Below are 25,533 nucleotides of genomic sequence, written 5' to 3'. Positions count from 1 at the left end.
AGGTCAACGCCGACCTCGCCCTGCGCACCCCCGTCGACGTCACCGCCGGCGAGTACAACTCCACCCTCACGCTCTCACTGTTCAACCAGTCCTGAACCAACGGCGGAGGCAGGACGCCACCGCCCGCTGTGCGTGTCCGGGACGTGTGCAAACCTGGCGTACGTCCCGGATGTTCACGATGAGACATTCGCGCTTCGGTGGCGGGCACCCGCCGTGCCCCGCCGCCACCCCCGGAAGGGAATCACGCCCCGTGAACAAGGCCCTCAGATACGCCGCGGCCATCCTGCTGGCCGGGCTCGGGCTGCTGCTCGGCGCCCCGGCCGCCTCCGCCGCACCCAAGTCACCCCTCAAGCTGGAGGTCGTCGGGGACGGCGGCCGCAACGTCAACGTGCTGGTCACCTGGAAGAAGGACAGCCGCCCGGTCACCGAGATCGTCGCGGCGACCCTGCTCGCGACGGCACCCGACGGCCGTACCTTCGGCCCCATCCCGCTGAAGTCGGCGCCCGAGGGACAGAACCTCTACAACGCGGCCGAACCGCTCCCTGTGGGTGAGTGGAAGGTCGCCGTGACCGTCACCAAGCCCGCCAAGGTCAGCAAGTCGGCGAGCGTGAAGGTGCAGGACATCGTGCTTCCCCCGGCGGAGGTCGAGCCGGCGTCCAGCACGGCGCTGGCCCAGCGCGCCCAGCTGGCCGAGCGCGCCCAGGAGAGCTCGTCGGACGACCTGTTCCTCCAGATCGGCGTCATCTCCGCCGCCGCGCTGGCCGCCATCGGGGTCATGTTCGTTCTCGTACGCCGCAGGAACGTGTCCAGCTGACCCCGCGGCCTTGAGGGGGCGTGGAGCCGCTCCGTGTCGGCTCGGCGATCGTGGCCACCACGGAACCGCACGCCGAGACCGTTCTCGACACCATCCGCGAACTCGGCCTGGAGATGCAGGTCATCTTCAACAAGGGCGCGGTGATGGTCCTGCCCTCGGGGATCAACAAGGCCACCGGCCTGACCGCCGCCCTGGCGGAGCTGGAGATGTCGGCGCACAGCACGATCGGCGTTGGCGACGCCGAGAACGACCACGCGTTCCTCCCCGCCTGTGAGTGCGCGGTGGCGGTGGCCAACGCGCTGCCCGCCGTTAAGGAACGGTGTGACCTGGTGACCGAGGGAGAGCACGGGGCCGGGGTCGTCGAGCTGATCGACCGGATCCTGGAGAACGACCTGGCCGACTTGGCGGTGGACGTGCCGCAGGTCCGCACCATGCGGATCGTCCGCCTGTCGGCCAGGTGGGGCGCGCTCACCGTGCCGATGGTGGGCCGGGTCCGGTTCCGCTGGACCCAAGACCTGCCCGGCGTCGGGAAGAACTCTCCTGCGGGGAAGGTGACCGGCGCTCGCCTGATCAAGGAAGCCGAAGGCTGGCACGTGGTGTTTCGCACCGAAACCTTGGTAGTGCCCGCCGACGCGCATCAGGGCCCGCAGGTTGGGATCGACCGGGGCGTCCACGTCGCCCTGGCCCTGTCGGACGGGACGATGCGCGAGCACGGCTCCTGGCTGACGGATGGCGAGCGCGAGCACCTGCGCCGACTGGAGAAGACAGCGGCCCGCCGGCGCACGGCCCGGCCGAAGAAGGCTCGCCCCTCGGGGCGGGAGCGGCGTACCTACGGCCAGATCGCCCGGCTGCGCGCGAAAGCCAAGCGCAGGGCCGTTGACTGGCAGCACCAGACCACCACCGAACTCGCCGACACATTCGCTGTGATCAAGGTGGAGAAACTCTCCATCCTCAACATGGTCAAATCCGCCAAGGGCACGATCGAAGCCCCGGGCAGGAACGTCACTCAAAAGGCGGGCCTGAACCGGTCGATCAGTGGCCAGGCGTGGGGGCGGACCGTCACCCTGCTCGAATACAAGACCATCGACCGGGGCGGGCAGGTCATCGAGGTCCCCGCCCCGGGCACCTCGCAGACCTGCCACCGATGCGGGCATCGCGATCCAGCCAGCCGCAACGCAACCGTGTTCGCCTGCGTCAACCCCGCGTGCGGGTGGGTCGGCCACGCCGACACCAACGCCGCGATCAATATCAACAACGCCGACGGATCAGCGGTGTCAGGACGTCGAGACCTCGGGACTACCCGGTCTGTGAAGCGTCAACCCCCGCGCGCCGCTTAACCGCGACGCGACGGGAGAATCCCCGGCCCTTCAGGCCGGGGAGGAGGTCAACAGTTCTGCCTGGTCGACCCGGAGGGCGACTACACCGAGGGGATCAAGGGCGCGAAGGCGCCTTTTCGGGAGGGCTTCCGCCTTCTCCGGGCTCCGCAGTGCTCCTTCCGGCGAACCACGCCGGGGTCGCCGGAGACTCTGATGCACCCCGGCGCGATTCAATCTTCGTACGGCTGTAAATTACCTGCCCCGCCACGAGGAATGTAAATTGCATTCTCCATCACGAAGAAACCGCATGACAGGCCAGATTCTGGCGACTGAGTGGTCAATACCCTCTTTACCTGGGTCCGTTTGAAAATTATCCTCAGTCGATCAAATGATCCGGCCCTGTAGGAGAATCATGCGAAAAGGTACTCGGCTCCGCCGGCTCGGTCTCGTCTCAGCGGTGGTGGCGGCCGGCCTGGCGACCACGCCCGTGGCCGCACACGCCGACGGCTACGACACTCCCCGCAGCGCCACCGCCGTGGGGGCGGGCAGCACCTACGCGGCCGGGTTGGCGGCGGCCCAGCAGCGGGCCCGGGCGGCCGTCCTCGCGGTCGGCCACGACTGCACCCCCGGGACCTATTCCGCCATGTTGACCTACATGTCCCCGGGCGGCGGCACGTGGGTCTTCCAGTCCACTCACCAGGCGATGTGCGTCGACTGATCAAGCTCGGCCTCGGCTACGGGAGGATACACGGAGAGGGGCCTCGACCTGGGAGTCCGGGAAAGAGCATGATGGCTGGATGTCGTACGCTGACGCCTTCGCCCGCAGCATCGCCGATCCCGAGGACTTCTGGGCCGAGGCCGCCGAGGCCGTCACCTGGAGCAGGCCGCCGCGCGAGATCCTGGACGCCGGGGCGCCGCCCTTCTACCGGTGGTTTCCCGACGGAGAGCTCAACACCTGCCACAACGCGCTGGACCGGCACGTCGAGGCCGGGCACGGTGACCGGGTCGCGCTGATCTACGACAGCCCGGTGACGGGCACCGGCAGGCGTTACACGTACGCCGAGCTGCGCGACGAGGTCGCGAGGTTCGCCGGGGTGCTGCGCTCGCTCGGGGTGGAGCAGGGCGACCGGGTGGTGGTCTACCTGCCGATGGTGCCCGAGGCGGTGATCGCGATGCTGGCGTGCGCGCGGCTGGGGGCGGTGCACTCGGTGGTGTTCGGCGGGTTCGCACCCAAGGAACTGGCGGCCAGGATCGACGACGCGCGGCCCAAGGTGGTCGTGTCGGCCTCCTGCGGGATCGAACCCTCGCGCGTGGTGCCGTACAAGCCGATGCTCGACGCCGCGCTCGACCTGGCCTCGCACCGGCCCGCGCACTGTGTGATCCTGCAGCGCGAGCAGGCCCCCGCCGAGCTGGTGGAGGGGCGGGACGTCGACTGGGCGAGCGCGAAGGCCGACCCGGCCGAATGTGTGCCGGTGCGCGCGACCGATCCGCTCTACATCCTCTACACCAGCGGCACCACCGGCCTGCCGAAGGGCGTCGTGCGCGACAACGGCGGGCACGCGACGGCGCTGCTGTGGAGCATGGCCAACGTCTACGACATCGCGCCGGGCGAGGTGTTCTGGGCGGCCTCCGACGTCGGCTGGGTCGTCGGGCACTCCTACATCGTGTACGGGCCGCTGCTGCGCGGCGCCACGACCGTGCTGTACGAGGGCAAGCCGGTCGGCACCCCCGACGCGGGCGCGTTCTGGCGGGTGATCGCCGAGCACCGGGTGAACGCGCTGTTCACCGCGCCGACCGCGTTCCGTGCCATCAGGAGGGCCGACCCGCAGGCGGCCCTGCTCGACGGGTACGACATCTCGTCGCTGCGGACGCTGTTCCTCGCCGGGGAGCGCCTGGACCCCGACACCTACCACTGGGCGGCGGACAGGCTTGGCGTGCCGGTCGTCGACCACTGGTGGCAGACCGAGACCGGCTGGCCCGTCGCCGCCAACCTGCGCGGGCTGGAGCCCATGCCGGTCAAGCCGGGCTCCCCCACCGTGCCCGTCCCCGGATACGACGTGCGCGTGCTGCGCGCCTCGGGCGAGGAGTGCGCCCCCGGCGAGGAGGGCGCGATCTGCATCCGGCTCCCGCTCCCGCCGGGCACGCTCCCCACCCTCTGGCAGGACGACGAGCGCTACGTGCGGTCCTACCTCACGGCCTTCCCCGGCTACTACCTGACCGGCGACGGTGGCCACCTCGACGAGGACGGCTACCTGTTCGTGATGGGCCGCACCGACGATGTGATCAACGTGGCCGGGCACCGGCTGTCGACCGGGTCCATGGAGGCGGTGCTGGCCGCGCATCCGGCGGTGGCCGAGTGCGCGGTCATCGGGGTCGCCGACGAGCTGAAGGGGCACGTGCCGCGCGGCTTCGTGGTGCTGAAGAGCGGGACGGAGATCGACCCCGAGACCCTGCGGGCCGAGCTGGTCCTCGCCGTTCGCGAGCAGGTGGGCGCCGTGGCCGCCTTCAGGCAGGTGGACGTGGTCCCGGCCCTGCCGAAGACCCGGTCGGGAAAGATCCTGCGCAAGACCATGCGCGGGATCGCGGAGGGCTCCGACGAGCCCGTTCCCTCGACCATCGAGGACGCGACGGTGCTGGACGCGCTGCGCCCCGTCATCGGACGCCGCACCACCGCGGACGGTTAGATGCCGGTAGGCCAACGCCTTCGCATTCCCGGGCACCGCACCACCGCAGACGGTTAGGTGCCGGTAGGTCAACGCCCTCGCGCACTTCAGGCACCGTATCGCCGTGGATGACCAGGCCCCGGCAGATCCCCGCGTGTCATCCGGCGCCGCATCACCGCGGACGGCCGGCTCACGCGTGTCGTCCGGCGCGGCACCGGTGGGGGCTGTCGTGGACGGCCGGGTTCAGCCGCGAAGGCCGCACCGCCCGGAGAGCCGACGCTCGGCATCATCACGGTCACAATCTGTTCCCTTTTACGGCTTATCGCACCATGCCATCGTTAAGGTTTCAGCGTGGCGCATGAAGCGGGCATGCTGGTCGCCGGGCGATATCGGCTGATGGACGTGCTGGGCCGCGGCGGGATGGGCACGGTGTGGCGGGCGCGGGACGAAAGCCTGGAGCGCCAAGTAGCGATCAAGGAGCTCATCCTCCCCGACTATCTGGACGTTCCCGCACGTGAGACGCTCTACAGGCGGATGCGACGTGAGGCCCGCGCCGCGGCTCAGTTGAAACATCCGGCGATCATCACCGTCCACGACCATGTCGTCGAGGCCGACGGCCGCCCGTGGATCGTGACGGAGATCATCGACGGACCCTCCCTCGACGAGTTGCTGAGGACCCAGGGGCACCTGCCGCCCCGGCGGGTGGCGGCGATCGGCGCGCAGATCCTCGCGGCCCTGGAGGTCGCGCACGCCGCCGGGATCACCCATCGCGACATCAAGCCCGCGAACGTCCTGCTCGAAGGTGAGCGGGTCGTACTGACCGACTTCGGGATCGCCGCCGTGTCACCCACGGCGCCACCCGCTGCGTCGCCCACGGCCCCGTCGCCCGCAACCCTGTCGTCCACCACCCCACCCACACCAACTGGGTACGGTCGGTCGCCTTCAGTCCCGACGGCAAGATCCTCGCCACCGCGAGTGACGACAAGACGGTGATCCTGTGGGACACGTCCTCACCGGTCGGAGCCGCGGCTTTTCCGTGACCGTGGCTCATCGGAGCGGGCGTGCTCGTCATCGCGGCGGCGGGAGCGGGGGAATCCGTGGAAACCCCCTACTGTCTTGTCGGGGTTCCTTGAGCCTTGCCGGATTTCCTGGAAAGCTCCTGCGGCGCCAGGTACGCCCACTGCCAGAGAGTCTCGACGGGCCCCCGCTCGAAGCGCCGCAGCCAGAGCGTGGACAGCGTCATGAAGAGCGCGCAGATTCCCGCCCAGGCCGCCACGACCCACCACGGCCGCAGGCCGTCGAGCGTCGCGGCCAGGCCGAGCCCCCAGCCGTAGCAGAGCGCCGAGGCGACCAGGTTCTGGAAGATGTAGGAGCTCAGAGCCGTACGACCGACGTTGGTCAGCCCTCGCCTCAATACGCCGGGGGCGCCGCTCGCCCGCCGCGCGAGGGTGGCGACGAGACCGAGCAGCCCCAGCGCCACCAGCGGGGGCAGCAGGTACCGGTCCACCAGGAACCAGCCCGGACCGGCGAACGCAGTGGCCAGGTTCAGCGGCAGGCCCACGGCGAGTCCGCCGACCATGAGCCTCCGGCGCAGTGCCGCGCCCCGCTCCGAGTCCTCGAACACCCCGGCGCGCATCAGCTGGGAGCCGAGCAGGAACAGCACGATGCCCATCGGGACGATGAAGAGGATCTCCAGCCGGTAGAGGACGATCATCTCGATCCGGGCGGCGACCTGCTGCGGGTAGGTGCCGCCGGTGAAGAGCGTGGACGACTCCGCCCCGGTGTCCAGGCTCGCCGAGCTGGTGCCGACGGTGAGCAACCCGATCAGCGCGGCGAACACCGACCCGACAGTGATCATCCACACCCTGATCACGCGGTCGCTCCTGCCGATCAGGTACGCCACGATGATCGAGGTCAGCGCGTAGCCCATGAGCACGTCGAACTCGAAGATCAGCAGGTAGTGGATCAGACCTTCGACGAACAACAACCCGGCCCGCCACAGATACCAGCCGGGCCACGGCACGCCACGGCGCGCGGCCGAACGGTACTGGAGTTCGAGCCCGACCCCGAAGAGCAGGGTGAGCAGCGCGAGGAACTTGCCGTTGGTGAGGAAGCGGAGGAAGGTCTCCACGGTTCCCGGCTGCCCCAGCGCCCCGATGACGTCGGCGGGACCGCCGGGATCGGTGAAGATCCAGATGTTCGTGCCCAGGGTGCCGACGATGGCGATGCCTCTGAGCAGGTCGAGCACTTCGATACGACGACTTGTCACCCCTTCACGATCCCGTCCTGCGGGCCTGCGGACATCGTCTCGCAGACCCATTCGGGACGTACATCGATGTATGTACCGTGCCCGGATTCCGGTCCACAAGGTCCGCGCTTCCCGCCTGGCCCCCGCGGCCCGCCCGGTCGGCCTCGTGCTCGGCGCGTGCGCGCGATCGTCCCGGGGTGATCACACGCCGCACCGGATACGCCCTCCGGCCGTGACGGCGCGGCACCCGTGGAGAACGGGGTCAGTCTGCCCGAACAGCCGACCCGGCGGCTCCCGTCAGTCGCCGGAGACGACGCGGGCGTGCAGCCGGACGGCGGTCGCGGAGTCCCAGCCGAACGCCTCCCGGCCGGCCAGCCACGCCGCCGCCCCCGCGCCGTCGCCCGCCAGGACCGCCGAGGGCCCCAGCCTCTCCCGTACGGCGGAGGCGATCGGTCCCTCGCTGGTCAGTACGCTCCCGGCCAGCACGATCGGGCTCGTCTCGCCCGCCCGGCGGACCTCGGCCACCGTCTCGCAGAGCAACCGGGCCGCGTCGGACACGATCGTGAGGGCTGCCGGGTCCCCCTCGGTCGCCGCCCGACTGACGAGCGGGGCGAGCCTGGCCAATTCCAGCGGGGGCCGCGACTGCGCGCGGACCACCAGCCTGATCGCGAGCGCCCTCATCTCCTCCGCCGTGCCCGAGGCGAGCGTGCTCAAGGCGAGCGCACCCGAGTCCACCGTGCCCGAGGCAAGCGCACCCGAATCCACCGTGCCCGAGGCAAGCGCACCCGAATCCACTGTGCCCGAGAAAAGCGGCTCGCCCTCCAGCAGGGCGCCCGCGACCAGGCCGGTGAGCCTGCCGCCCGCGTCGCCCCTGCTGAGGGCGTGGACTGCGGCGGACGCCGCCTTCCTGCCCAGCCAGAACCCCGAGCCCGCGTCGCCCAGCAGCCAGCCGAGCCCGTCGGCGATCATCACCGGCTCGCCGTCCTCGATCCTGGCGGCGATCGCCCCGGTACCGGCGATGAGGGCGGTGCCGCGCGGTTCCGCCGTACCCGCGGCGAAGGCGATGCCCAGGTCGCCGGTGAGCCGGGGCGGGACGCGCAGACCGGCGGCGGCCCACATGGGGTCGAAGACCAGGCGGTCCAACGCCCCGCCACCCGCCAGCCCGATGACCGCCCCGCTCACCAGGCCCGGGTCGATCCCGCGTAGCGCGAGCCCCAGCGCCCGGCCGATGTTGGCCACCGCGGCGGCGTTGCCGTGGGCCGCGGGGTTGCCGCCCGGCGCCCTGCCGTACCCGGCCCGCCGTCCCGAGGCGTCGAGCAGCAGCGCCCGCGAGGAGGTCCCGCCGACGTCCAGCCCGAGGACGTACATCGCGCTCAGAGATGCTCGCCGAAGAACGCGGTGACGGCCTCGACCGCCCGGGTGACGTGCGGCTCGGTGTCGTAGAGGTCGATGTGCAGCCTCGCGTCCAGCCAGACGATCCGCTTGGGGTCGTCCATCCGCCGGTACGCCTCCTCGGCGCCCTCGGGTGAGCAGAAGCGGTCGACCAGGCCGTGCACGATCAGACCGGGCTTGGGCGAGAGGAAGTCGGCGCCCATCATGTTGTCCACGGTGATCAACTCGCGGACGGAGGCCCGGGTGACCTCGTTGCGCCAGTGCTCCGAGGCCCCCCTGGAGGTGCCGTAGTAGGCGAACGGCTCGTCGCCCGGCATCGCCGCCTCCCCCTCCTCGGCCACCGCGGGGAGATACTCCACCTCAGCACCCCCGTCCTGGCGCTCCAGCACCTCCGTGAACGAGGCCAGCGCCTCCTGGTATCCCGAGGGGGACATTCCGGCGCGCATGCCGTAGGGGTTGTTGTAGGCCCCCGCGACGCCCGCGAACGCCTTCACCCGGGGGTCGAAGGCGGCGAACCTGAGCGCGTAGCCCCCGCCGAGGCAGATCCCGAGCGCGCCGATCCTGTCGCCGTCCACCTCCGGGCGCGAGCGCAGCAGCGAGACCGCGGCCCGCAGGTCCTCCAGCTTGCCCTGGGGGTCCTCGTGGTTGCGTGGCTGTCCGCCCGACTCCCCCCAGTTGCGGTGGTCGAAGGCGAGCGTCGCGTATCCCGCGTCGGTGAGCCGGGCGGCGTACAGGCCGGTGACCTGGTCGCGGGTGCCGGTGAACGGGCCCGTGAGGACCACGCCGGGGTGCGGGCCCGGCCCCGCCGGGATCCGCAGGTCGCCGAAGAGGGTGATCCCTCCGGCGGTGAACTTCACCTTTTCCGACATGCTCCAAGTCTGTACGGTCCGCGCCGCGGAAGCCAACGAGCCCCCCGCGGCCCCCGCACACCCGCGGACCTCCGCTGTCTCCACACCCCCGGGTGTCCCCGGGCCGGCCCGTTCCCGCTCGTCCGGCCTGAGCCGGGAACGGGAACGGGAACGGGACTTACCAGGATCTTCCGGGTCTCAGGAGTCGAATCCGAGCCCCATCCGATCCAGGGTGCGCAGCCAGAGGTTGCGGCGGCCCTGGTGCAGGTCGGCCTGGGCGATCGACCAGCGGGTCATCTGGATCCCGGCCGAGCGGACCGGCTCGGGCGGGAACGGGACGGGCTTCTCCTTGACCATCCTGAGCTCGGTCCGCTCGGTCCGCTCTCCGGCGAGCAGATCGAGCATGACGTTCGCCCCGAACCGGGTCGCGCCGACGCCCATGCCGGTGTATCCGGCGGCGTAGGCGAGGCGCCCGCCGTGCGACTGGCCGTAGAAGGCGCTGAAGCGGCTGCAGGTGTCGATGACCCCGCCCCACCTGTGGGTGAAGCGCAGCCCGGACAGCTGGGGGAACGTGGTGGAGAAGTGTTCGGCCAGCTTGACGAAGGTCTCGTCGCGCTGGTCGTACTCGGGTTTGATCATTCCGCCGTTGTAGTAGACCGCGTCGTAACCGCCCCAGAGGATCCGGTTGTCCTCGGTCAGCCGGTAGTAGTGGAACTGGTTGGCCGCGTCCCCGACCCCCTGCCGGTTGTGCCAGCCCACCGAGGCCAGCTGGTCGGCCGAGAGCGGCTCGGTCATCAGGGCGTAGTCGTAGACCGGCACCAGGAAGTGCTTCAGCCGCCGCAGCAGCGGCTGGAACACGCCGGTGCCGAGCGCGACCCTGCGCGCCCTCACGCTGCCGTGCGGGGTGATCAGGTCCAGGCTCGTCGGGGTGTCCCTCATCGTCCGTACCGGCGTGCGCTCGTAGATGCGCACGCCCAGCGAGAGGCAGGCCTGCCGGAGCCCCCAGGCCAGCCGGGCGGGGTCGAGCATGGCACAGCCGTCGCGCTCCCAGTGGCCGCCGATGTACGTGGGCGAGTTCACCTCCGCCCGGACCTGTTCGGTGTCGAGGACGTCGAAGCGGACGCCCAGGTCGCGGGCGACGCCGAGGTTGCGGTTCATCTCCTCCAGCTGCCACGGCTCGGTGGCCACGTGCAGCTCGCCGGTGCGCTCGTAGCCGCAGTCGATGCCGTACTCGGCGACCGCCTCGCCGATCTCGTCGAGGTTGTCGACGCCGAGGCGTTCGAGCGTGGCGATCTCCTCGGGCCAGCGCTCCAGCCCGTTGGCGATGCCGTGGGTCAGCGTGGCCATCGCGAAGCCGCCGTTGCGGCCGGACGCCGCCCAGCCGATCCTGCGCCCCTCAAGGAGGACGACGTCGAGCGATGGGTCGCGTTCCTTCGCCATCAGGGCGGTCCAGAGCCCCGAGAAGCCTCCGCCGACCACCGCCAGATCGGCGCCGGTCTCGCCGAAGAGCCGCGCCTGCGGCTCGGGTTTCGCCGGACTGTCGAGCCAGTACGGCTTGCGCTCCGCGTCAGCAAGAGCCTTCAGCGGATCCACAAATCTCACTTCCCTACGTGAGTCAGGTTGTCTTTGTGTGTATCGCGTGGTCGTGGAGATCACGCGCGGGTTCCCCCCCGCCTGAGTCCGATCTCGCCTCCCTGTTCTGTGCCGGGAATCTGTACTCTGCCGGATTCTGTCTCTGCCGGATCCTGGTCTTTACCGGATTTCGCTCTCCTGCGGGACGTTGTCCGCCGGAACCGTCGTCGCCGGTGATCCGGGTACACCGAAGCCCCGTGGCCCGGTGAGGGCACGGGGATCGACGACGGCTAGGTGCGGCGGCGCGCGGTGACCGTGTTGACCACGGCGATGGCGACGCCTACCGCGAATATAAGCGTTCCGAGGATGTTGACCTGAGGCGGCACCCCGATACGGGTGGCCCCCCAGATCCACAGCGGGAACGTCTGGGTGGCTCCGCTGGTGAACTGGGTGATCACGAAGTCGTCGATGGACAGGGCGAAGGCGAGCAGCGCGCCGGAGAGGACCCCGGGCAGGATCATCGGGAAGGTGATCCGCCAGAACGTGATCCACGTGGACGCGCCGAGGTCGCGCGCCGCCTCCTCGATCGACCGGTCGAGCCCGATCACCCGGGCCCGCACGGTGATCGCCACGAAGGAGAGCGAGAACAGCACGTGCGCGACGACCACGGTCGCGAAGCCGGTCTGCACACCGACGCTGATGAACAGCGACAGCAGCGAGGCGCCCATCACGAGCTCGGGCGAGGCGATCGCGGCGAACATCACGAGGTTGGTCGCGCCCTGCCCGCGGAACCGGTAGCGGCCCAGGGCGAGCCCCATGAGCGTGCCGATCACCGTCGTGATCACCGTGGAGAGCACGGCGATGTAGATGGAGTTGCGCACCGCGTCAAGCAACTGGGGGTACTCGTCCAGGCGGCCCCACCACCGGAGGGTGAACCCCTGCCAGGTCACGTTCGACTTGCTCTGAGTGTCGTTGAAGCCGAACAGGATCATGACGAAGATCGGCAGGAACAGCCAGGCGATGATCAGCCAGACGTAGCCGAGGAGCAGCCGGTCGCCCAGCCGCCTGCCGCTTCGCGGGGTCCGCCGCCCGGCGGGCGCGCTCGTCGTCGTGTTCTCGGTGTTCTCCGGGCTCTCCGTGACGTCGATGGTGCCGCTCATCGGGCCGCCGCCTCCAGGACGTTCTCGGTGCCGAGCGCCTTGGCGTAGGCGAAGATGCCGATCAGCATCGCCGCCATCAGCGTGAACGACAGCGCGGCGGCGGTCGGGTAGTCGTTGTTGACCAGATATTCGAGCTGGATGATGTTGCCGATCATCGTGTTCTCCGGGCCGCCGAGGATGCCCGCGTTGACGTAGTCGGCGGTCATCGGGACGAACGTCATCAGCACCCCGGCGAACACACCGGGCAGCGAGAGCGGCAGCACGATCTTGGTGAACGCCTCCCGCTTGGCCGCGTACAGGTCCTGGGCGGCCTCGACCACCTTGGGGTCCACCCGCTCCAGCGCGACGTAGATCGGCAGGATCATGAACGGCAGGTAGTTGTAGACCAGTCCGCCGATCACCGCGTACGTCGTCTGCAGCACGTGGAAGTCCTCGGGCAGCAGCCCCGCCGACTTCAGCGGTCCGAGCAGCATGCCGTCGTCGGCGAGCAGGAACCTCCACGACACCGTGCGCAGCACGAACGAGACGAAGAACGGCAGCAGCACCAGCAGCAGGTAGGTGGACTTGCGGCTGCCGCCCTTGAAGGCGATCCAGTAGGCCATCGGGTAGGCGAGCGCGATGGAGATGAGGGTCGCGGTCAGGCCGTACCCGGCCGAGCGCAGGAACTGCGTCTGGTACTGCGCCAGCGCCTCGCCGTACACCGGGAAGTTGAACGTCTGGATGAATCCGTCGACCACGTTGCCCTCCTGGGTGGACACCGAGGCCATGAAGACCATCGGTACCACCAGGAAGATCGCGAGCCAGAGGCCGCCGGGCAGGATGAGCAGGTAGGGGGTGAGGCGCTTCACCGGCCGATGACCCCTTCCGGTCCGATTCGCTCTCTCATTCGCCTAGCCCTGCGTGACGGGTTGGAAGATGTCCTCGAAGATCTTCTCATCCGCGGAGTTGAGCGTCTTGTACGACCGCAGCTTGGCCATGTCCTCCTCCGAGGGGAAGATCAGCGGGCTCTCGGCGATCTGCTCCAGCGTCTTCTTCTCCTCCCCCGTCGCCTTGGCCGCGTCGGCGAGGACGAGATCCTTCGCGGAGGAGACCGGGGTGATGAAGTTGATGTACTCGACCAGCATCGTGGCGATCTTGGGCTGGTAGACGTAGTCCATGTAGGTGAGCGCGTCGACCGGGTTCTGCGCGGTCTTCGGGATGCACATGTTGTCGGTCCAGATCGTGCCGCCCTCCTCGGGCACCACGAACTTCAGGTCCTTGCCCTCGGCGACCTGCTGGAAGATGTCGCCCGACCAGGCCATGGTGATCCAGATGTCGCCCCTGGCGAGGGCGTCGACGTAGTCGTTCTCGTAGTACTTGCGCACCAAGCCCGCGTCGCGCTGCTCCTTGAGCTTCTCCCCCGCTTTCTTCCAGTCGGCCTCGGTCGACTTGTCGGGGTCGATGCCCAGGGCGAACATGCTGAAGTTGGCGACCTCCTGGGTGTCGAGCATCATGCCGACCTTGCCCTTGTACTTGGGGTTCCAGAGGTCGTGGATGCTCTTGACCTCGTCCACGTACTTGGGGTTGTAGGCGATGCCGGTCACGCCGACCGTCCACGGGATCGTGTGGGCGTTGTTCGGGTCCCAGGTGGGGTTCTTCACCGCGGAGCTCGCGTTCGCCGCGAAGTTCGGCAGCTTGGAGTGATCGAGGGGGACGAGATAGCCCAGCGCGAGGGCCTTGCTCAGCTGGAGGCCGTTGGTGATGATCATCAGGTCGTAGCCGATGTCGTTGTTGGCGGCGAGCAGCGGCTGGATCTTGCCGAAGAACGTGCTGTTGTCCTGGATCGCCTCCTGGTACTCCACCTTGATGCCGGTGTCGGCGGTGAACAGCTCCAGCGAGGGGTACCGCTTGCCGTCCTTGTCGATGTAGAGCGGCCAGTTGGCGAAGCGCAGCGTGCCGTTCTTCTGCTTGGAGCCCCAGTATTCGGCGAGGGCGTCCTTCTGGGGAACGGCCTCCACCTTCTTGCCCTGCACACCGCAGGCGGCGAGGGCGAGGCCGGCGGCCGACATACCGCCCAGACGAAGGGCGTCACGGCGAGTGACGGAGCGGCTCTGCGTCATGCCTCGCAGAAAGGCGGGGTTCGTGCGGGGGTCCATATCGAGCTCAACTTCCGATCGCGTACGAGTGGTGCGGCAGCCACGACAGCCAGACGGCGTCTCCACGCTCCGCCGTACTCGCGCTGTCCAGTGCGTTCTGCTGGAAGACGGTCACCTCTTCGCCGTGTGCCAGGCAGACCGTGTAACTGGTGTAGAGCCCCAGGTACACCACCTCTGAGACGGTGCCGCGCACGACGCTGAGGTCTCCGACGGGTTGCTCCTCCGTGGTTATCCTGATCTTCTCCGGGCGTACCGTGATCGCGATCGGCTCCCCGGCTCCGAACGATCCGCCCTCGGTGAGGACATGGTCGTCCTCACCCAGCTTAAGCACCGCAAAACCTGACTGGAACCGGTCGACAGTGCCGCTGAGCAGGTTGGACGTGCCGATGAACCCTGCTACGAAGGCGGTCGCGGGCCGCTCGTAGATCTCTCTGGGGCTGCCGAGCTGCTCGACCGTGCCGTCGTTCATGACGGCGATGCGGTCACTCATCGTGAGCGCCTCGCTCTGGTCGTGAGTGACGTACACGAAGGTGATGCCGACCTCTCGCTGGATGCGCTTGAGCTCGATCTGCATGGCCTGGCGGAGCTTGAGGTCGAGGGCGCCGAGGGGCTCGTCCAGCAGGAGGGCGCGGGGGTTGTTCACCAGGGCGCGGGCGAGGGCGACCCGCTGCTGCTGGCCTCCGGACATCTCCCTGGGGCGGCGTTTCTCGCGCCCGGTGAGGTCGACGATCTCCAGGATCTCGCCGACCCGGCGCTTGATCTCGGCCTCGGCGACCTTCTTGCGCCTGAGGCCGAACGCGACGTTCTCCCAGACGTTCATGTGCGGGAAGAGGGCGTAGGACTGGAAGACCATGTTGACGTCGCGCCGGTTGGGGGGGACGTCGGTGACGTCCTGGCCGTGCAGCCGTACGGTGCCACGCGAGGGATCCTCGAACCCGGCGATCATGCGCATGGTGGTGGTCTTGCCACAGCCCGAGGGGCCGAGGAGGGAGAAGAACTCCCCCTCGGCGATCGACAGGGTGACACCCTTGACCGCCTGGACGACCTCGCCGTGGGAGACGTACTCCTTGACGACCCCGTCGAGTTCGATCGCGGGCACGTGGGACGAGTGGGAGACGGCGTCGGCCGTCTCCGTGCTCGCCTGAATTTCGGTCATGCCAGGCTTATCCCTCTGTTCGCGGCTATTCGCCGATGTAGTGCATGACGTGCTTGACGCGCAGGTAGTCGTGCAGGCCGAAAACGGACAGGTCCTTGCCGTAACCGGAGTGCTTGAAGCCTCCGTGCGGCATCTCCGAGACGAACGGTATGTGAGTGTTGACCCATACCACGCCGAAGTCGAGACGGTTCGACACCCTCATCGCCCGGCCGTGGTCGGAGGTCCACACCGAGCCGGACAGGCCGTATTTGACGCCGTTGGCCTTGGCGACCGCGTCGGCCTCGTCGGTGAAGGTCTGGACGGTGATGACCGGCCCGAACACCTCGTTCTGCACCATCTCGTCGTCCTGCCTGAGGCCGTCGACGATGGTGGGGGCGAAGAAGTAACCGCGGTCGCCGATCCGGTTCCCGCCGGTCAGGACCTTGGCGTGGCCGGGGGCCCGGTCGATGAAGCCGGTGACGCGGGCCAGCTGGTCGGCGTTGTTGAGCGGGCCGTACAGGGCGCTCTCCTCGGAGAGGTCGCCGGTCACGGTGCTCGCCGCCGCCTCGGTGAGCGCGGCCACGAACTCGTCGTGGACGTCCTCGTGGACCAGCACGCGGCAGGCCGCGGTGCAGTCCTGCCCCGCGTTGTACAGGCCCGCGGTGGCGATGGACTCCGCGGCGGACTTGAGGTCCTTGACGTCGTCGAACACGATGACGGGCGCCTTGCCGCCCAGCTCCAGGTGGACCCGCTTGAGGTCTTCCGCGGCGCTCCTGGCCACGGCCATTCCCGCGCCGACGGAACCGGTGATCGCGACCATCGAGGCGGTCGGGTGACCGACGACCAGCGCGCCGGTCTCCCGGTCGCCGACGACGACGTTGAAGACACCCTTGGGCAGGACGTCTCCGATGATCTCGGCCAGCTTGACCGTGGAGACGGGGGTGGTGTCGGAGGGCTTGAGCACCACGGTGTTGCCGGCGGCGAGCGCCGGGGCGATCTTCCAGACCGCCATCATCATCGGGTAGTTCCAGGGGGTGACCTGGCCCACCACGCCGATCGGCTCATGCCTGATGACGGAGGTGTGGTCGGCGAGGAACTCGCCGGACGTCGGGCCCTCCAGCGTGCGCGCGGCCCCCGCGAAGAAGCGGAAGTGGTCGGAGGCGATCGGGGTCTCGTCCTCGGCCATGCGGGCGCGCGGCTTGCCGGTGTTGCGGCACTCGGCCTCGTTCAGCTCCTCGGCCCTCGCGTCGATCGCGTCGGCCACCTTGAGAAGGAGGTTGGCGCGCTCGCCCGGGGTGGCCTGGCTCCACGACTCGAACGCGGCGGCGGCCGCGGCGTACGCCGCGTCGATGTCCTCGGTGCCCGAGACGGGGGCCTTAAGGTAGATCTCGCCGGTGCACGGATCGATGACGTCGGAGAACCGGCCGCTCCTGCCCTCCACGAGCTCGCCGTCGATGTAGTTCCGCAGGCGGGGGAGTTCGTTGGTCTCAACCGGGGTGGTCACCGTCGGCCTCCTATGGATCGGGGCTGAGTTGTCGCGACTCTTACAGAGCGAGAGTCCTACGACAAGGGATTTCGTTGTTAAGATACCAAATTGCTACGAAATCGCTTGACAGAGGCGCCGGAACTGACAGCATGTCGCATCGGAGCCGCAACATGACGGCAACAGCCCCGCAACATGACGCCAGGGAGCGCCCATGACGACGCCGCCCAAGGTTCGCCGCGAAAACGACGCCAGGCCCGGCCCCGTCGTCCTCGACGAGATCTCCAAGCAGATCATCGAGCAACTGCAGACGGACGGGCGCAAGCCGTACGCCGCGATCGGCAAGGCCGTGGGGCTCTCCGAGGCCGCCGTACGCCAGCGGGTGCAGCGCCTGCTCGACGCCGGAGTCATGCAGATCGTCGCGGTGACCGACCCGCTCACCCTGGGCTTCCCCCGTCAGGCCATGATCGGTATCAAATGCGAGGGCGACCTGGAGACGGTGGCCGACGAGCTGTCCGCCATCAGGGAGATCGACTACGTGGTGCTCACCGCGGGGTCGCTCGACATCATGGTCGAGGTCGTCTGCGAGAGCGACCAGCATCTTCTGGAGATCCTCGGCAAGATCCGGGCCATCCCGACCGTCAGGGCCACCGAGACCTTCGTCTATCTCAAGCTTCACAAGCAAACCTACTCCTGGGGCACCCGCTGACGAGGCCCCACGCACTCCCCCGCCGTATGGCGGCGAACCAGGAGAGACCGGGAAAACCTGAAGGGATGTCGTCATCGGCTGACGCGGCTCTCCAGGGCTCCCGCGAGATCGGCGAGAAACTCGTCGACCTCACCGATCGCGTACCCGGGCCGCAGTATCACCGTGGTGAACCTGGCCTCGCGCACGCCCTCGGGGGTGAGGGGCGTGTCGGTGGTGCCACGCAGGGTGGCCACGGCACGGTCGAGGAAGGCGTCCACCTCGTCCTCGTCGTAGCCCATGCCGAGGCGGCCTGACCTGAAGGCGACCCGCTCCACCCGGGCGGCGTGGCCCTCCCACTCCCCCTGGTCCTCCCGGTCTTTCCGCTCCGGCTCCGCGGGCGCGGTGTTACGGGCGGGGACGATCGGGCGTCCGCCTGTTTCTGTGGACCGGGTCTCGACCGCCACGATGAAGGCCTCAAGCGCGAAGTCGACGGCGAGCTCGTGGTAACCGCCGCGCCTGGTGCGGAGACGAGCGCCACGGATCTCGTCCGCGGTGATCGGCTCCCCCTCCGGGGTGGCCCTGCCGAGGGTGCCCTCGATCCGGCGGACCAGCCGGTCCACCTGAGCCATGTCGTATCCCCTGCGAATCCCAAGAACCCGTGGAAAGCGGTTCAAACCCGCATCCTTTCGCCTCTCCCCGACTGGATTTCTGTCCGTGCATCCCTTCCGAGGGGAGAAATCGAGCGTGGTGGGTCGGGTGACTCACCGAACGAGGCTTCCTGGAGATCCTCTTATTTGTTTATTTATCAGGTCGAGCCCGCTTCCAGGGGGCAGATCGCATCATGGTCGGCGATCAACGGCGAATTCCGGCATGATCACCGGTAATGTTGCGGTTCATGCGGCTCTCCACAGTGTCCTTTCGATACTCGCGGCGCGGCCCCTGGATCCTGCGGGACGTCGAGCTCACACTCCGTCCCGGTTCCGTCATCGAGGTCACCGGCCGCAACGGCGCCGGAAAATCGACGCTGCTGCGGCTGATGGCGGGATTCGTCCCCCCGTCCCGAGGCTCGATCGCCGACCGGCCCAAGGTCGTCGGCTACGCCCCCGACGTGTTCCCCTCAGACCAGCCGTTCACCGTCGCCGCCTACCTCGTCCACATGTCCAGGATTCGAGGGCTCTCCTCCTCCGCCGCCGCGGCCGGGGACCTGGCGGAGCGACTGAACGCGGCCCACCTGCTGGACCAACCGCTCGGCGACCTGTCCAAGGGCAGCGCACAGAAAATCGGGCTCATCCAGTCGCTGCTCGCCCCGCCGGACCTGCTGATCCTGGACGAGCCCTTCGCCGGACTCGACGAGCAGACCCGTACCGAACTCCCTGTGATCATCGAAGAAATCGCCGCACGCGGCGGTACGGTCGTGGTCAGCGACCACCAGAACCAACTTCAGCACTTCCCCGGCGCCGATCACTGGCTCGTCGTGAACGGCGACGTCACCGTCGGCGCCCGCGACTCCGCGGCACTTCCCACCACCTCAACACCTCCCACCCCCGCTCCGCGAGACACCCCGGAAACCAGCCCCTCCCCGGACACCTCGAAGGAGCACTCGCCGCCCCCTCGATCCCCCTCGGAAAGCTCGTCTCCGCAGGTGGTGATCGAGGTGCTCGTGGACGCGGGCGACGCCGACGAGGTGGAACAGAAGCTCCGCGCCGACGGCTACCTCACCAGGCGGTCATCGTGATCCACCTCGTACGCTTCAAGCTCTCCGCCTACGCCCGGTCACACCGGCTGCTCCAGCCGACGATCGGGCTCTTCGCGATGCTGTCCGTCTTCTACTCGACGCTCGCCCCGCCGGGCAAGGAGCTGCCCGCGTACGCGGACTCGGCCGGTTTGCTGATCCTCGTCTTCGCCTGGGCCGCCCGAGGGCTGCTCGACACCGAACCCCCGACGCAGCGGCTCATCTCCATGACGGCCGCCGGGCGTCCCGGCCGCGAGATCGGAGCCGGGCTGCTCGCCGCGCTCACCGTCAACCTCGGCATGGCGGCGATCGCGGTCGGGCTGCCGCTGCTCCACGGCTTCGCCGCCATGCCCGCCCCCGCCGACCTGGCGAGCGGCATCGCGCTGCACGTGCTCGGCGTGAGCGCGGGAACGGCCCTGGGCGCCCTCACCAGCCGCCCGATCCTCGCCTCCCCGGCCGTCTCGATGCTCGCCCTCTTCGGCGGCTATCTCGCCCTGCTGCTGATCAGCCTCACCCCCGCGGGCCACCTCGCGGTGCCGATCATGCCCTGGATGCGCGCCGCCAACGCCGGCCTGCTCGGGGAGGTCCTGCTCCCCATCTCCGCCGCCACCCTCTTCTGGACCGCCGCGAGCCTCCTGCTGTACACACGCCTACGCCGTCTGAACCCCTGAAGGGGGTCGCGGATGCGACCGATCGATGACGGAACCACGGCCGTCAGACGTCGATTTCGAAGCCCGCCACCGGTCTGCGACACACAAGGGTGGGTGTCGTCGAACCACCGGACTCACCGTGGTCCAACGACACCCACCCACTCGACAGCTACACAGACCTCACCCGGATGAACCGCCCGGGCGGAGGACCGCCTCCGGAATCAGAAGGCGGATGAGGCCGCGACCGGGCCGGCCGTCCAGTGGTTCGGACCGGTCGGCCACGTCTGGGACGGCGCCTGCTGTCTGAGCACACTCTCCTCGGGGGTGCCCACGGCGCAGCGCGTGCCGCGCGGCGGCACCTTCAGAGAGATCAAGTACTCGTCGAAGATGTCCGTCTGACACTTGTCCTTGCCGTAGATGCGGTGCCCCCAACCCTCGTATGTGAGCAACACTGCCTTCGGCCCGAGCTGACGTGCCGCGTTGGCGGACCATATCCACGGGGTGGCCGGATCGTGCAGGGAATTCCCGAGCAGCAGCGGCGCGTCGCCCGTGTACCGCAGCGCGTGCGGCGCGTTGGTGGTTGGGTAGTTCATGCAGATCGGCAGGTCGTCGATCGGGTACGGGTGATACCCCGTGTCGGGTGCGAGCCGGTTGGAGACACGGATGAGTGCGGCGTACTCCGCGTAGTTACGCACCTGGAGGTTGTAGTCCTGACAGAGAACCGCGGTCGGCAGATACGCGACGTCACCCTCCACGGGCTGTCGGCCCGGCAGCGGGGGCACCCACTCCGGCAGCGGCCCGCCGTTCAACCAGTCGATCAACTGCCCCAGCATGCGCCACGCCGGCGCCACAGGAAGATGGCTCGCTGCAGACGGATCCGGATCATCACCGAAGGCGCCGGAGACGGTGGTATCCCCTACGGCGTACCAATATGTCAACGTTGAGCATGGCCTGTGCGATGTTCGGTGCGGGGCGACCGCCATGAAGCCGGCCCGCAGCCTGGAAGAGGAGAGACGGCTGGAGAACCAGCCTTGACGACACGTGCCGTCGACACCGATGCCATGACCGGCGACCATGCGGTCAATTACGCGGGGCCGCGACCTCCCAGAGGGCACTCACCGGCATGGCGCGCATGCGGTCGCCGAACGGGAGCGTCTGCGTCCCCGTGTAGAGGACGATTCCCACCGCGAAGTCGTCACCGAGGCGGGCCGCCAGGTGCCGCAGTCCCTTGAAGTCATCCGGTCGCACCGTCGAGGACGCCTTCACCTCTATGCCGACCACCCGTCCCTGGCGATTCTCCAGCACGGCGTCGACCTCTACCTTGTCCTTGGTCCGGTAGTGGAACAGCTCCACACGTTCGTCGGACCAGGTGATCTGGCGAGCCAGCTCCATCAGGACGAAGCCCTCCAGAAGTGGGCCGAAAGCACCTTCCGGACGCACCAAACTCCTGGAGTCGGCGCCCAGGAGGTTGGCCGCGATCCCGGAATCAACGAACGCCATCTTGGGGGTTCCGGTCGCACGGCTGCCGAGGTTGCGTGACCAGGCGGGGATCCGCTTGATCAGGAAGACCTCTTCCAACAGGCCGAGATAGCGATGAATCGTGCTCGTGGAGAGCTCGACGTCCTTGCTCAAGGACCCGGAAACCAGCAGCTGTCCCGATCTGGCGGCCAGCAACCGAATCAGAGCTCGCATCTCCGCCGTCCGTTCGATCTCCGCCAGCTGACTCACATCGCGTGCGACGAGGTCCGCGACGTAGGAGTCGAGGAATCGCTCCCGTCTACGGATGTTGTTGCGCGACACCGCTTCGGGAAACCCACCTCGGACCAGCCGTTCCGCGTACTCGGCACGGCTGACCTCGGAGGTGTGGTGAAGGTCGTCGGGTCCCGCGAAGACCGCGTCCACGAATCCGTCGGCCGTACCGTCGATCTCTCCCTGCGAGAAGGGCCACAGTTCGATGGTCTCCATCCGGCCGGGCAGCGCGTCGGGAAGCCCGCGAAGCCCGAGTACGCGCGCCGACCCGGTCAGCAGGTATCGCCCCGGCCTCGGATCGGTGTCCACCTGCTCCTTGATGGCGAGCAAGCATGTCATAGCCCGAGGCTCAGTGACAGAATGGCCGCTGGGTTGCTGAAAGATTGGTCGCCATCTCGCTGACAGGATGGTCGCTTGGTCGCTGAGAGTTTCGTCGCTGATTCGGTGACGGATTGGTCGCCGTTCCGCACAGGTGGAGATCGCCGACCGGCCACACCTGGCCGGTCGGCGATGCGGCGCAGGGCGTGGGGCGGCTGGGTGCTGTGCCCCGAGGCGGCGATGCGGCGCGGGGCGGCTGGGTGGGTCCCCCGAGGCGGCGCGGGGCGTGAGGACTGGGTGGTGCCCCTGCGGCGATCGGGGCCTCGGGGCACAGCCGTACGGTGAGGGCTACTACTCCGCGCTACTCCGCGGCGGCGAGCTGGCCGCAGGCACCGTCGATCTCGCGGCCTCGGGTGTCACGGACCGTCACCGGCACACCGTGGTACTCCAGGCGCCTGACGAAGGCCCGCTCGTCCTCCGGGCGAGAGGCGGTCCACTTGGAACCCGGGGTCGGGTTGAGCGGGATCAGGTTGACGTGCACCAGCTTGTTCTTGATCAGCTTGCCGAGCAGGTCGGCGCGCCACTCCTGGTCGTTGATGTCCTTGATCAGCGCGTACTCGATGGAGACCCGGCGCTTGGTCCTGGCCGCGTAGTCCCAGGCCGCGTCGAGGACCTCCGCGACCTTCCAGCGGGTGTTGATCGGCACCAGGGTGTCGCGGAGCTCGTCGTCGGGGGCGTGCAGCGAGAGCGCGAGCGTCACCGGCAGGCCCTCGGCCGCGAGCTTGCCGATCGCCGGGACCAGGCCGACCGTGGAGACGGTGACGCCCCTGGCGGAGATGCCCAGGCCGTCGGGAGCGGGCTCGACCATGCGGCGCACGGCGCCGATCACGGCCTTGTAGTTGGCCAGCGGCTCGCCCATGCCCATGAAGACCACGTTGCTGACCCGTCCCGGACCACCCGGGACGTCACCGGCCGCGAGCGCGCGAGCCCCGGCGACGACCTGCTCGACGATCTCGGCGGTGGTCATGTTGCGGGTCAGGCCCGCCTGGCCCGTGGCACAGAACGGGCAGTTCATGCCGCATCCGGCCTGCGACGACACGCACATCGTCGTACGGTCGCTGTAGCGCATGAGGACCGACTCGACCAACGCACCGTCGAAGAGCCGCCACAGCGTCTTACGGGTGGTGCCGGCGTCGGTGGTCATCTCCCTGACCGAGGTGAGCAGCTTGGGGAACAGCGCGGTGGCGAACTTCTCCCGCGCCGCGGCCGGAAGGTCCGTCATCAGCTCGGGATCGCCGTTGAGCTTCTCGAAGTAGTGCCGGGAGAGCTGGTCGGCACGGAACGGCTTCTCACCCAGCTCGGCGACGACCGCGCGGCGCTCGGCCATGGTCAGGTCGGCCAGGTGGCGGGCGGGCTTGGCCCGGCGCGGCGCCACGAAGGTGAGCTGGCCGGGAGCGGGGGTCCCGGACGGGCTGACGGTCGACAAGTCCAACGCCTTCTCTCAACGGTTACGCGATTGCTCGAAGCGGTGCCCGACAGTGATCTAGAGTCCGGAGGTATGGCGACAAACCGCCCCATGGGCCCCGCAGGAGAGCGGGGAGACGGCGTCGAGGTCGTGCTTACCGACATCAATCCCTACGGAAGCCGCACCCTGGTGGTCGAACGTGACGAGACTTCCTCGGTAGCTTACCTGTGCGGGCCGGGAGGGACGGTGCACGGAGCCGTCTGGCTGGCCAACCACGGCCCGGCCCCGGACGGAATCGACCAGGACCGTCTGGAGGCCGAACTGCCACCGGTCGCCCCCAGGGCGAACACCCGTCACCCCGGCGGCAGAGGACCTCTGGGCGCGCTGCGATCGCTGTGGTTCGAGGAGGGCGACGGCGTCGCCCTGTACGAGAACGACGAGCTGCTCGCGGTCATTCCTGGATGGGCGGACATGCGCCGGGGAATGCCCGGCTACTCCCGTGACGCTCTGGGCGAGTCCCCGTTCGCCTGGTCGCTGGAGGATGCCCACGACGGCCTGGCCCCTCGGATCTCCAAGGCGCGCGCCTACTGGGAGTGGCGTGGCGGAGACGGAGCCTGGGCCTCGTTCCAGCAGTTCGTGATGGGTCACCTGGATCGCAAGGTCGGCACCGCGGGCAGGTTCTGGGACGCGGGGGGCGAGCGGATGCCCGCGGTGGGCATCACGGAACGCCCGCCGGAACGTGGCAGGGAGCACACGATCCTGTCCACGGTCGGGATGAGCTGCCAGCGGATGCCCACCGTCGAGCAGTACATCGACCGTCCGGACGCGTACGCCCGGGTGGAGCTCGCCGTCGCCTCCCCCGGTGACGCCCGCGACGCGGCCCGGCTGTTCCTGTGGCTGGGGCAGTATCCGTGGCACTCGGTCACCTGGCTGGGGCACGGCCACACCGCCAGGTGGTATCACCGCCCTGAGACCTTCCCGCTCGGCTCCGCCTACGGCGGAGTGATGATGCTGACCGGGCTGCCGGGACTGCCCGACCTGTCGGGTTTCTCCTTCGGCGGCGACTCCGTCCAGTGGCTCTGGCTCGTCCCGATCACCCCGGACGAGCTGGGTCTGGTCTCGGCCGAGGGCTACCGGGCGGTGCTGCCGCGCCTGTCCGCGACCCGGCTCACCAGGGCGGGATGATCGACGCCCTCCCTGACTCGTACGGGTGACGACCGCACCGCACCCGGGCGGGATGTCACGGGCGGCCTCGGACCGGGGCGGGCTCAGATCAGCAGGGTGAGCAGCACCCAGACCGGGATCAGCGTGGCGACGAGGGAGTCGAGGCGGTCCATCATGCCGCCGTGGCCGGGAAGCACACTGCCCATGTCCTTGACGCCGAGATCTCGCTTGATCACCGACTCGATCAGGTCACCGAGCGTGGCGAAGATCACCACGACCGCGCCGATCAGGACGCCCTTCCAGATGTCGGCCTCCAGCAGCCACGCCACCAGCCAGCCGCCCACCGCCATGCAGGCCAGCGCCGACCCCGCGAAGCCCTCCCAGGTCTTCTTCGGGCTGATCACCGGGGCCATCTTGTGCTTACCCAGGGTGATTCCGGCGAAATATCCGCCGATATCGCTCGCGGCGGTGGTGGCGATGAAGACGACCACCCGGTCGGGGCCCTGGTCGGGGTTGGCGAGCAACAGCGCCACGAACCCGACGAGCAGGGAGGGATAGACGACGACCAGGATGGTCGCGGCGGTGTCGCGGACGTAGTTCTCCGTGCCCAGGAACATCCGCCAGATCATCAGCCCGAGCACGGTCATCGCGAAGACGCCGACCAGCCAGGCGGTCCCGCCCCAGGCCGAACCGGTCAGATCTCCGCCCCAGTAGGCCGCGGCCAGCATCGCGGCCATGCCTGCCAGCACCGGGACGAGGGGGACCTTGATGCCTCTGGCCTCGAACGAGCGGACCAGCTCCGTCACTCCGATACCCACCGCGGCGACCACCACGGCGAGGAAGAGCACCTTCACGAAGTAGAGGGAGGCGATGATGATCGCCGCCAGGGCGAGCCCCACCGCCGCCGCGACGGGGAGATTACGGCCGGTACGGCTATTGCCCGCCACGGGTTCCACAGGGGGTCCTACTTTCATACCTACACAAAATCCTTGTCCCGCACG

Annotated in this window: 22 protein-coding genes and 2 pseudogenes; 10 read left to right on the top strand and 14 right to left on the bottom strand. The window is 68.9% G+C overall.

What is annotated here, in order from left to right; genetic code table 11:
* The first annotated feature begins 250 nt into the window (after nt 1–250).
* The 6 genes and pseudogenes from ABZ664_RS08695 to ABZ664_RS08670 all read left to right on the top strand — a co-directional run.
* The gene (locus tag ABZ664_RS08695) at nt 251–814 is read left to right on the top strand and encodes a hypothetical protein (RefSeq protein ID WP_362505081.1); all 564 of its coding nucleotides are present in this window, start codon (nt 251–253) and stop codon (nt 812–814) included.
* Nucleotides 815–834: 20 nt separating this feature from the next.
* On the top strand, nt 835–2,151 hold the full coding sequence (locus tag ABZ664_RS08690) for an RNA-guided endonuclease TnpB family protein (RefSeq protein WP_362505078.1): 1,317 nt from the start codon (nt 835–837) through the stop codon (nt 2,149–2,151).
* 391 nt (nt 2,152–2,542) lie between these two features.
* On the top strand, nt 2,543–2,848 hold the full coding sequence (locus ABZ664_RS08685) for a hypothetical protein (RefSeq protein ID WP_362505075.1): 306 nt from the start codon (nt 2,543–2,545) through the stop codon (nt 2,846–2,848).
* 79 nt (nt 2,849–2,927) lie between these two features.
* Nucleotides 2,928–4,814, top strand: coding sequence for a propionyl-CoA synthetase (locus ABZ664_RS08680; RefSeq protein WP_362505072.1), 1,887 nt, complete (start codon nt 2,928–2,930; stop codon nt 4,812–4,814).
* A 348-nt stretch (nt 4,815–5,162) separates the two neighbouring features.
* Nucleotides 5,163–5,627, top strand: a pseudogene (locus tag ABZ664_RS08675) (serine/threonine-protein kinase); the annotation flags it as partial.
* Nucleotides 5,628–5,740: 113 nt separating this feature from the next.
* Nucleotides 5,741–5,833 (top strand): annotated as a pseudogene (locus tag ABZ664_RS08670) (WD40 repeat domain-containing protein); the annotation flags it as partial.
* Nucleotides 5,834–5,901: 68 nt separating this feature from the next.
* Here ABZ664_RS08670 and ABZ664_RS08665 read toward each other — a convergent pair.
* The 9 genes from ABZ664_RS08665 to ABZ664_RS08625 all read right to left on the bottom strand — a co-directional run bounded on the left by ABZ664_RS08665 (nt 5,902) and on the right by ABZ664_RS08625 (nt 16,787).
* Nucleotides 5,902–7,062 (bottom strand): DUF418 domain-containing protein, encoded by a 1,161-nt coding sequence (locus tag ABZ664_RS08665; protein ID WP_362505069.1) that lies wholly within the window; start codon nt 7,060–7,062, stop codon nt 5,902–5,904.
* A 276-nt stretch (nt 7,063–7,338) separates the two neighbouring features.
* Complete coding sequence (locus ABZ664_RS08660; protein ID WP_362505066.1) at nt 7,339–8,409, bottom strand: BadF/BadG/BcrA/BcrD ATPase family protein; 1,071 nt, start codon at nt 8,407–8,409, stop codon at nt 7,339–7,341.
* 5 nt (nt 8,410–8,414) lie between these two features.
* The gene (locus ABZ664_RS08655; protein WP_362505063.1) at nt 8,415–9,302 is read right to left on the bottom strand and encodes an alpha/beta hydrolase; all 888 of its coding nucleotides are present in this window, start codon (nt 9,300–9,302) and stop codon (nt 8,415–8,417) included.
* A 177-nt stretch (nt 9,303–9,479) separates the two neighbouring features.
* Nucleotides 9,480–10,874 (bottom strand): FAD-dependent oxidoreductase, encoded by a 1,395-nt coding sequence (locus ABZ664_RS08650; RefSeq protein WP_362505060.1) that lies wholly within the window; start codon nt 10,872–10,874, stop codon nt 9,480–9,482.
* 269 nt (nt 10,875–11,143) lie between these two features.
* On the bottom strand, nt 11,144–12,013 hold the full coding sequence (locus tag ABZ664_RS08645) for an ABC transporter permease (protein ID WP_362505057.1): 870 nt from the start codon (nt 12,011–12,013) through the stop codon (nt 11,144–11,146).
* Entirely contained in the window at nt 12,010–12,861 is an 852-nt protein-coding gene (locus ABZ664_RS08640) for an ABC transporter permease (RefSeq protein ID WP_362505055.1), read from the bottom strand. Before ABZ664_RS08640 ends, ABZ664_RS08645 begins: the two co-directional genes overlap by 4 nt.
* A 42-nt stretch (nt 12,862–12,903) precedes the next feature.
* A complete protein-coding gene (locus tag ABZ664_RS08635; RefSeq protein WP_362505052.1) occupies nt 12,904–14,112 on the bottom strand; it encodes a spermidine/putrescine ABC transporter substrate-binding protein in 1,209 nt (402 codons plus the stop codon).
* A 43-nt stretch (nt 14,113–14,155) separates the two neighbouring features.
* Nucleotides 14,156–15,304, bottom strand: coding sequence for an ABC transporter ATP-binding protein (locus ABZ664_RS08630; protein ID WP_362505049.1), 1,149 nt, complete (start codon nt 15,302–15,304; stop codon nt 14,156–14,158).
* Nucleotides 15,305–15,329: 25 nt separating this feature from the next.
* Nucleotides 15,330–16,787: a gamma-aminobutyraldehyde dehydrogenase gene (locus tag ABZ664_RS08625; protein ID WP_362505046.1), complete on the bottom strand. Its 1,458-nt coding sequence runs from the start codon at nt 16,785–16,787 to the stop codon at nt 15,330–15,332.
* Nucleotides 16,788–16,980: 193 nt separating this feature from the next.
* Here ABZ664_RS08625 and ABZ664_RS08620 point away from each other — a divergent pair, with 193 nt between their 5' ends.
* On the top strand, nt 16,981–17,475 hold the full coding sequence (locus tag ABZ664_RS08620; RefSeq protein WP_329091340.1) for an Lrp/AsnC family transcriptional regulator: 495 nt from the start codon (nt 16,981–16,983) through the stop codon (nt 17,473–17,475).
* A 71-nt stretch (nt 17,476–17,546) separates the two neighbouring features.
* On the opposite strand, the gene ABZ664_RS08615 is transcribed toward ABZ664_RS08620, so the two are convergent.
* A complete protein-coding gene (locus ABZ664_RS08615) occupies nt 17,547–18,128 on the bottom strand; it encodes a DivIVA domain-containing protein (RefSeq protein WP_362505043.1) in 582 nt (193 codons plus the stop codon).
* Between the two features lie 221 nt (nt 18,129–18,349).
* On the opposite strand from ABZ664_RS08615, the gene ABZ664_RS08610 reads away from it, so the two are divergent.
* Both ABZ664_RS08610 and ABZ664_RS08605 read left to right on the top strand, forming a co-directional pair.
* A complete protein-coding gene (locus tag ABZ664_RS08610; RefSeq protein WP_362505040.1) occupies nt 18,350–19,189 on the top strand; it encodes an ATP-binding cassette domain-containing protein in 840 nt (279 codons plus the stop codon).
* A complete protein-coding gene (locus ABZ664_RS08605; protein ID WP_362505037.1) occupies nt 19,186–19,857 on the top strand; it encodes a hypothetical protein in 672 nt (223 codons plus the stop codon). The genes ABZ664_RS08610 and ABZ664_RS08605 overlap by 4 nt, the downstream gene beginning before the upstream one ends.
* Before the next feature lie 200 nt (nt 19,858–20,057).
* On the opposite strand, the gene ABZ664_RS08600 is transcribed toward ABZ664_RS08605, so the two are convergent.
* The 3 genes from ABZ664_RS08600 to rlmN all read right to left on the bottom strand — a co-directional run bounded on the left by ABZ664_RS08600 (nt 20,058) and on the right by rlmN (nt 23,389).
* Entirely contained in the window at nt 20,058–20,657 is a 600-nt protein-coding gene (locus tag ABZ664_RS08600) for an alpha/beta hydrolase (RefSeq protein ID WP_362505034.1), read from the bottom strand.
* A 259-nt stretch (nt 20,658–20,916) separates the two neighbouring features.
* Nucleotides 20,917–21,924: an ATP-binding protein gene (locus ABZ664_RS08595; protein ID WP_362505031.1), complete on the bottom strand. Its 1,008-nt coding sequence runs from the start codon at nt 21,922–21,924 to the stop codon at nt 20,917–20,919.
* 340 nt (nt 21,925–22,264) lie between these two features.
* The gene (rlmN, locus tag ABZ664_RS08590) at nt 22,265–23,389 is read right to left on the bottom strand and encodes a 23S rRNA (adenine(2503)-C(2))-methyltransferase RlmN (protein WP_362505028.1); all 1,125 of its coding nucleotides are present in this window, start codon (nt 23,387–23,389) and stop codon (nt 22,265–22,267) included.
* A gap of 72 nt (nt 23,390–23,461) precedes the next feature.
* Between rlmN and ABZ664_RS08585 the strand changes: the two genes are divergently transcribed.
* Complete coding sequence (locus ABZ664_RS08585) at nt 23,462–24,553, top strand: suppressor of fused domain protein (RefSeq protein WP_362505025.1); 1,092 nt, start codon at nt 23,462–23,464, stop codon at nt 24,551–24,553.
* An 83-nt stretch (nt 24,554–24,636) separates the two neighbouring features.
* Here ABZ664_RS08585 and ABZ664_RS08580 read toward each other — a convergent pair whose 3' ends face one another.
* Nucleotides 24,637–25,479: a phosphatidate cytidylyltransferase gene (locus ABZ664_RS08580; protein WP_362505022.1), complete on the bottom strand. Its 843-nt coding sequence runs from the start codon at nt 25,477–25,479 to the stop codon at nt 24,637–24,639.
* Between the last annotated feature and the right edge of the window lie 54 nt (nt 25,480–25,533).

This window comes from Streptosporangium sp. NPDC006930 (assembly GCF_040635605.1).
Taxonomy (GTDB): domain Bacteria; phylum Actinomycetota; class Actinomycetes; order Streptosporangiales; family Streptosporangiaceae; genus Streptosporangium.
Note: the sequence above shows the minus strand (reverse complement) of the source record. Positions and strands in the feature narration are given on the sequence as shown.

Bases quoted from the DNA above. Each gene is read 5' to 3' on its own strand.
- ABZ664_RS08685 (WP_362505075.1), top strand. From the start codon at position 2,543: ATGCGAAAAGGTACTCGGCTCCGCCGGCTCGGTCTCGTCTCAGCGGTG.
- ABZ664_RS08680 (WP_362505072.1), top strand. From the start codon at position 2,928: ATGTCGTACGCTGACGCCTTCGCCCGCAGCATCGCCGATCCCGAGGAC.
- ABZ664_RS08620 (WP_329091340.1), top strand. From the start codon at position 16,981: ATGACGACGCCGCCCAAGGTTCGCCGCGAAAACGACGCCAGGCCCGGC.
- ABZ664_RS08585 (WP_362505025.1), top strand. From the start codon at position 23,462: ATGGCGACAAACCGCCCCATGGGCCCCGCAGGAGAGCGGGGAGACGGC.
- ABZ664_RS08660 (WP_362505066.1), bottom strand. From the start codon at position 8,409: ATGTACGTCCTCGGGCTGGACGTCGGCGGGACCTCCTCGCGGGCGCTG.
- ABZ664_RS08595 (WP_362505031.1), bottom strand. From the start codon at position 21,924: ATGACATGCTTGCTCGCCATCAAGGAGCAGGTGGACACCGATCCGAGG.
- ABZ664_RS08630 (WP_362505049.1), bottom strand. From the start codon at position 15,304: ATGACCGAAATTCAGGCGAGCACGGAGACGGCCGACGCCGTCTCCCAC.
- ABZ664_RS08645 (WP_362505057.1), bottom strand. From the start codon at position 12,013: ATGAGCGGCACCATCGACGTCACGGAGAGCCCGGAGAACACCGAGAAC.
- ABZ664_RS08655 (WP_362505063.1), bottom strand. From the start codon at position 9,302: ATGTCGGAAAAGGTGAAGTTCACCGCCGGAGGGATCACCCTCTTCGGC.
- ABZ664_RS08635 (WP_362505052.1), bottom strand. From the start codon at position 14,112: ATGACGCAGAGCCGCTCCGTCACTCGCCGTGACGCCCTTCGTCTGGGC.
- ABZ664_RS08610 (WP_362505040.1), top strand. From the start codon at position 18,350: ATGCGGCTCTCCACAGTGTCCTTTCGATACTCGCGGCGCGGCCCCTGG.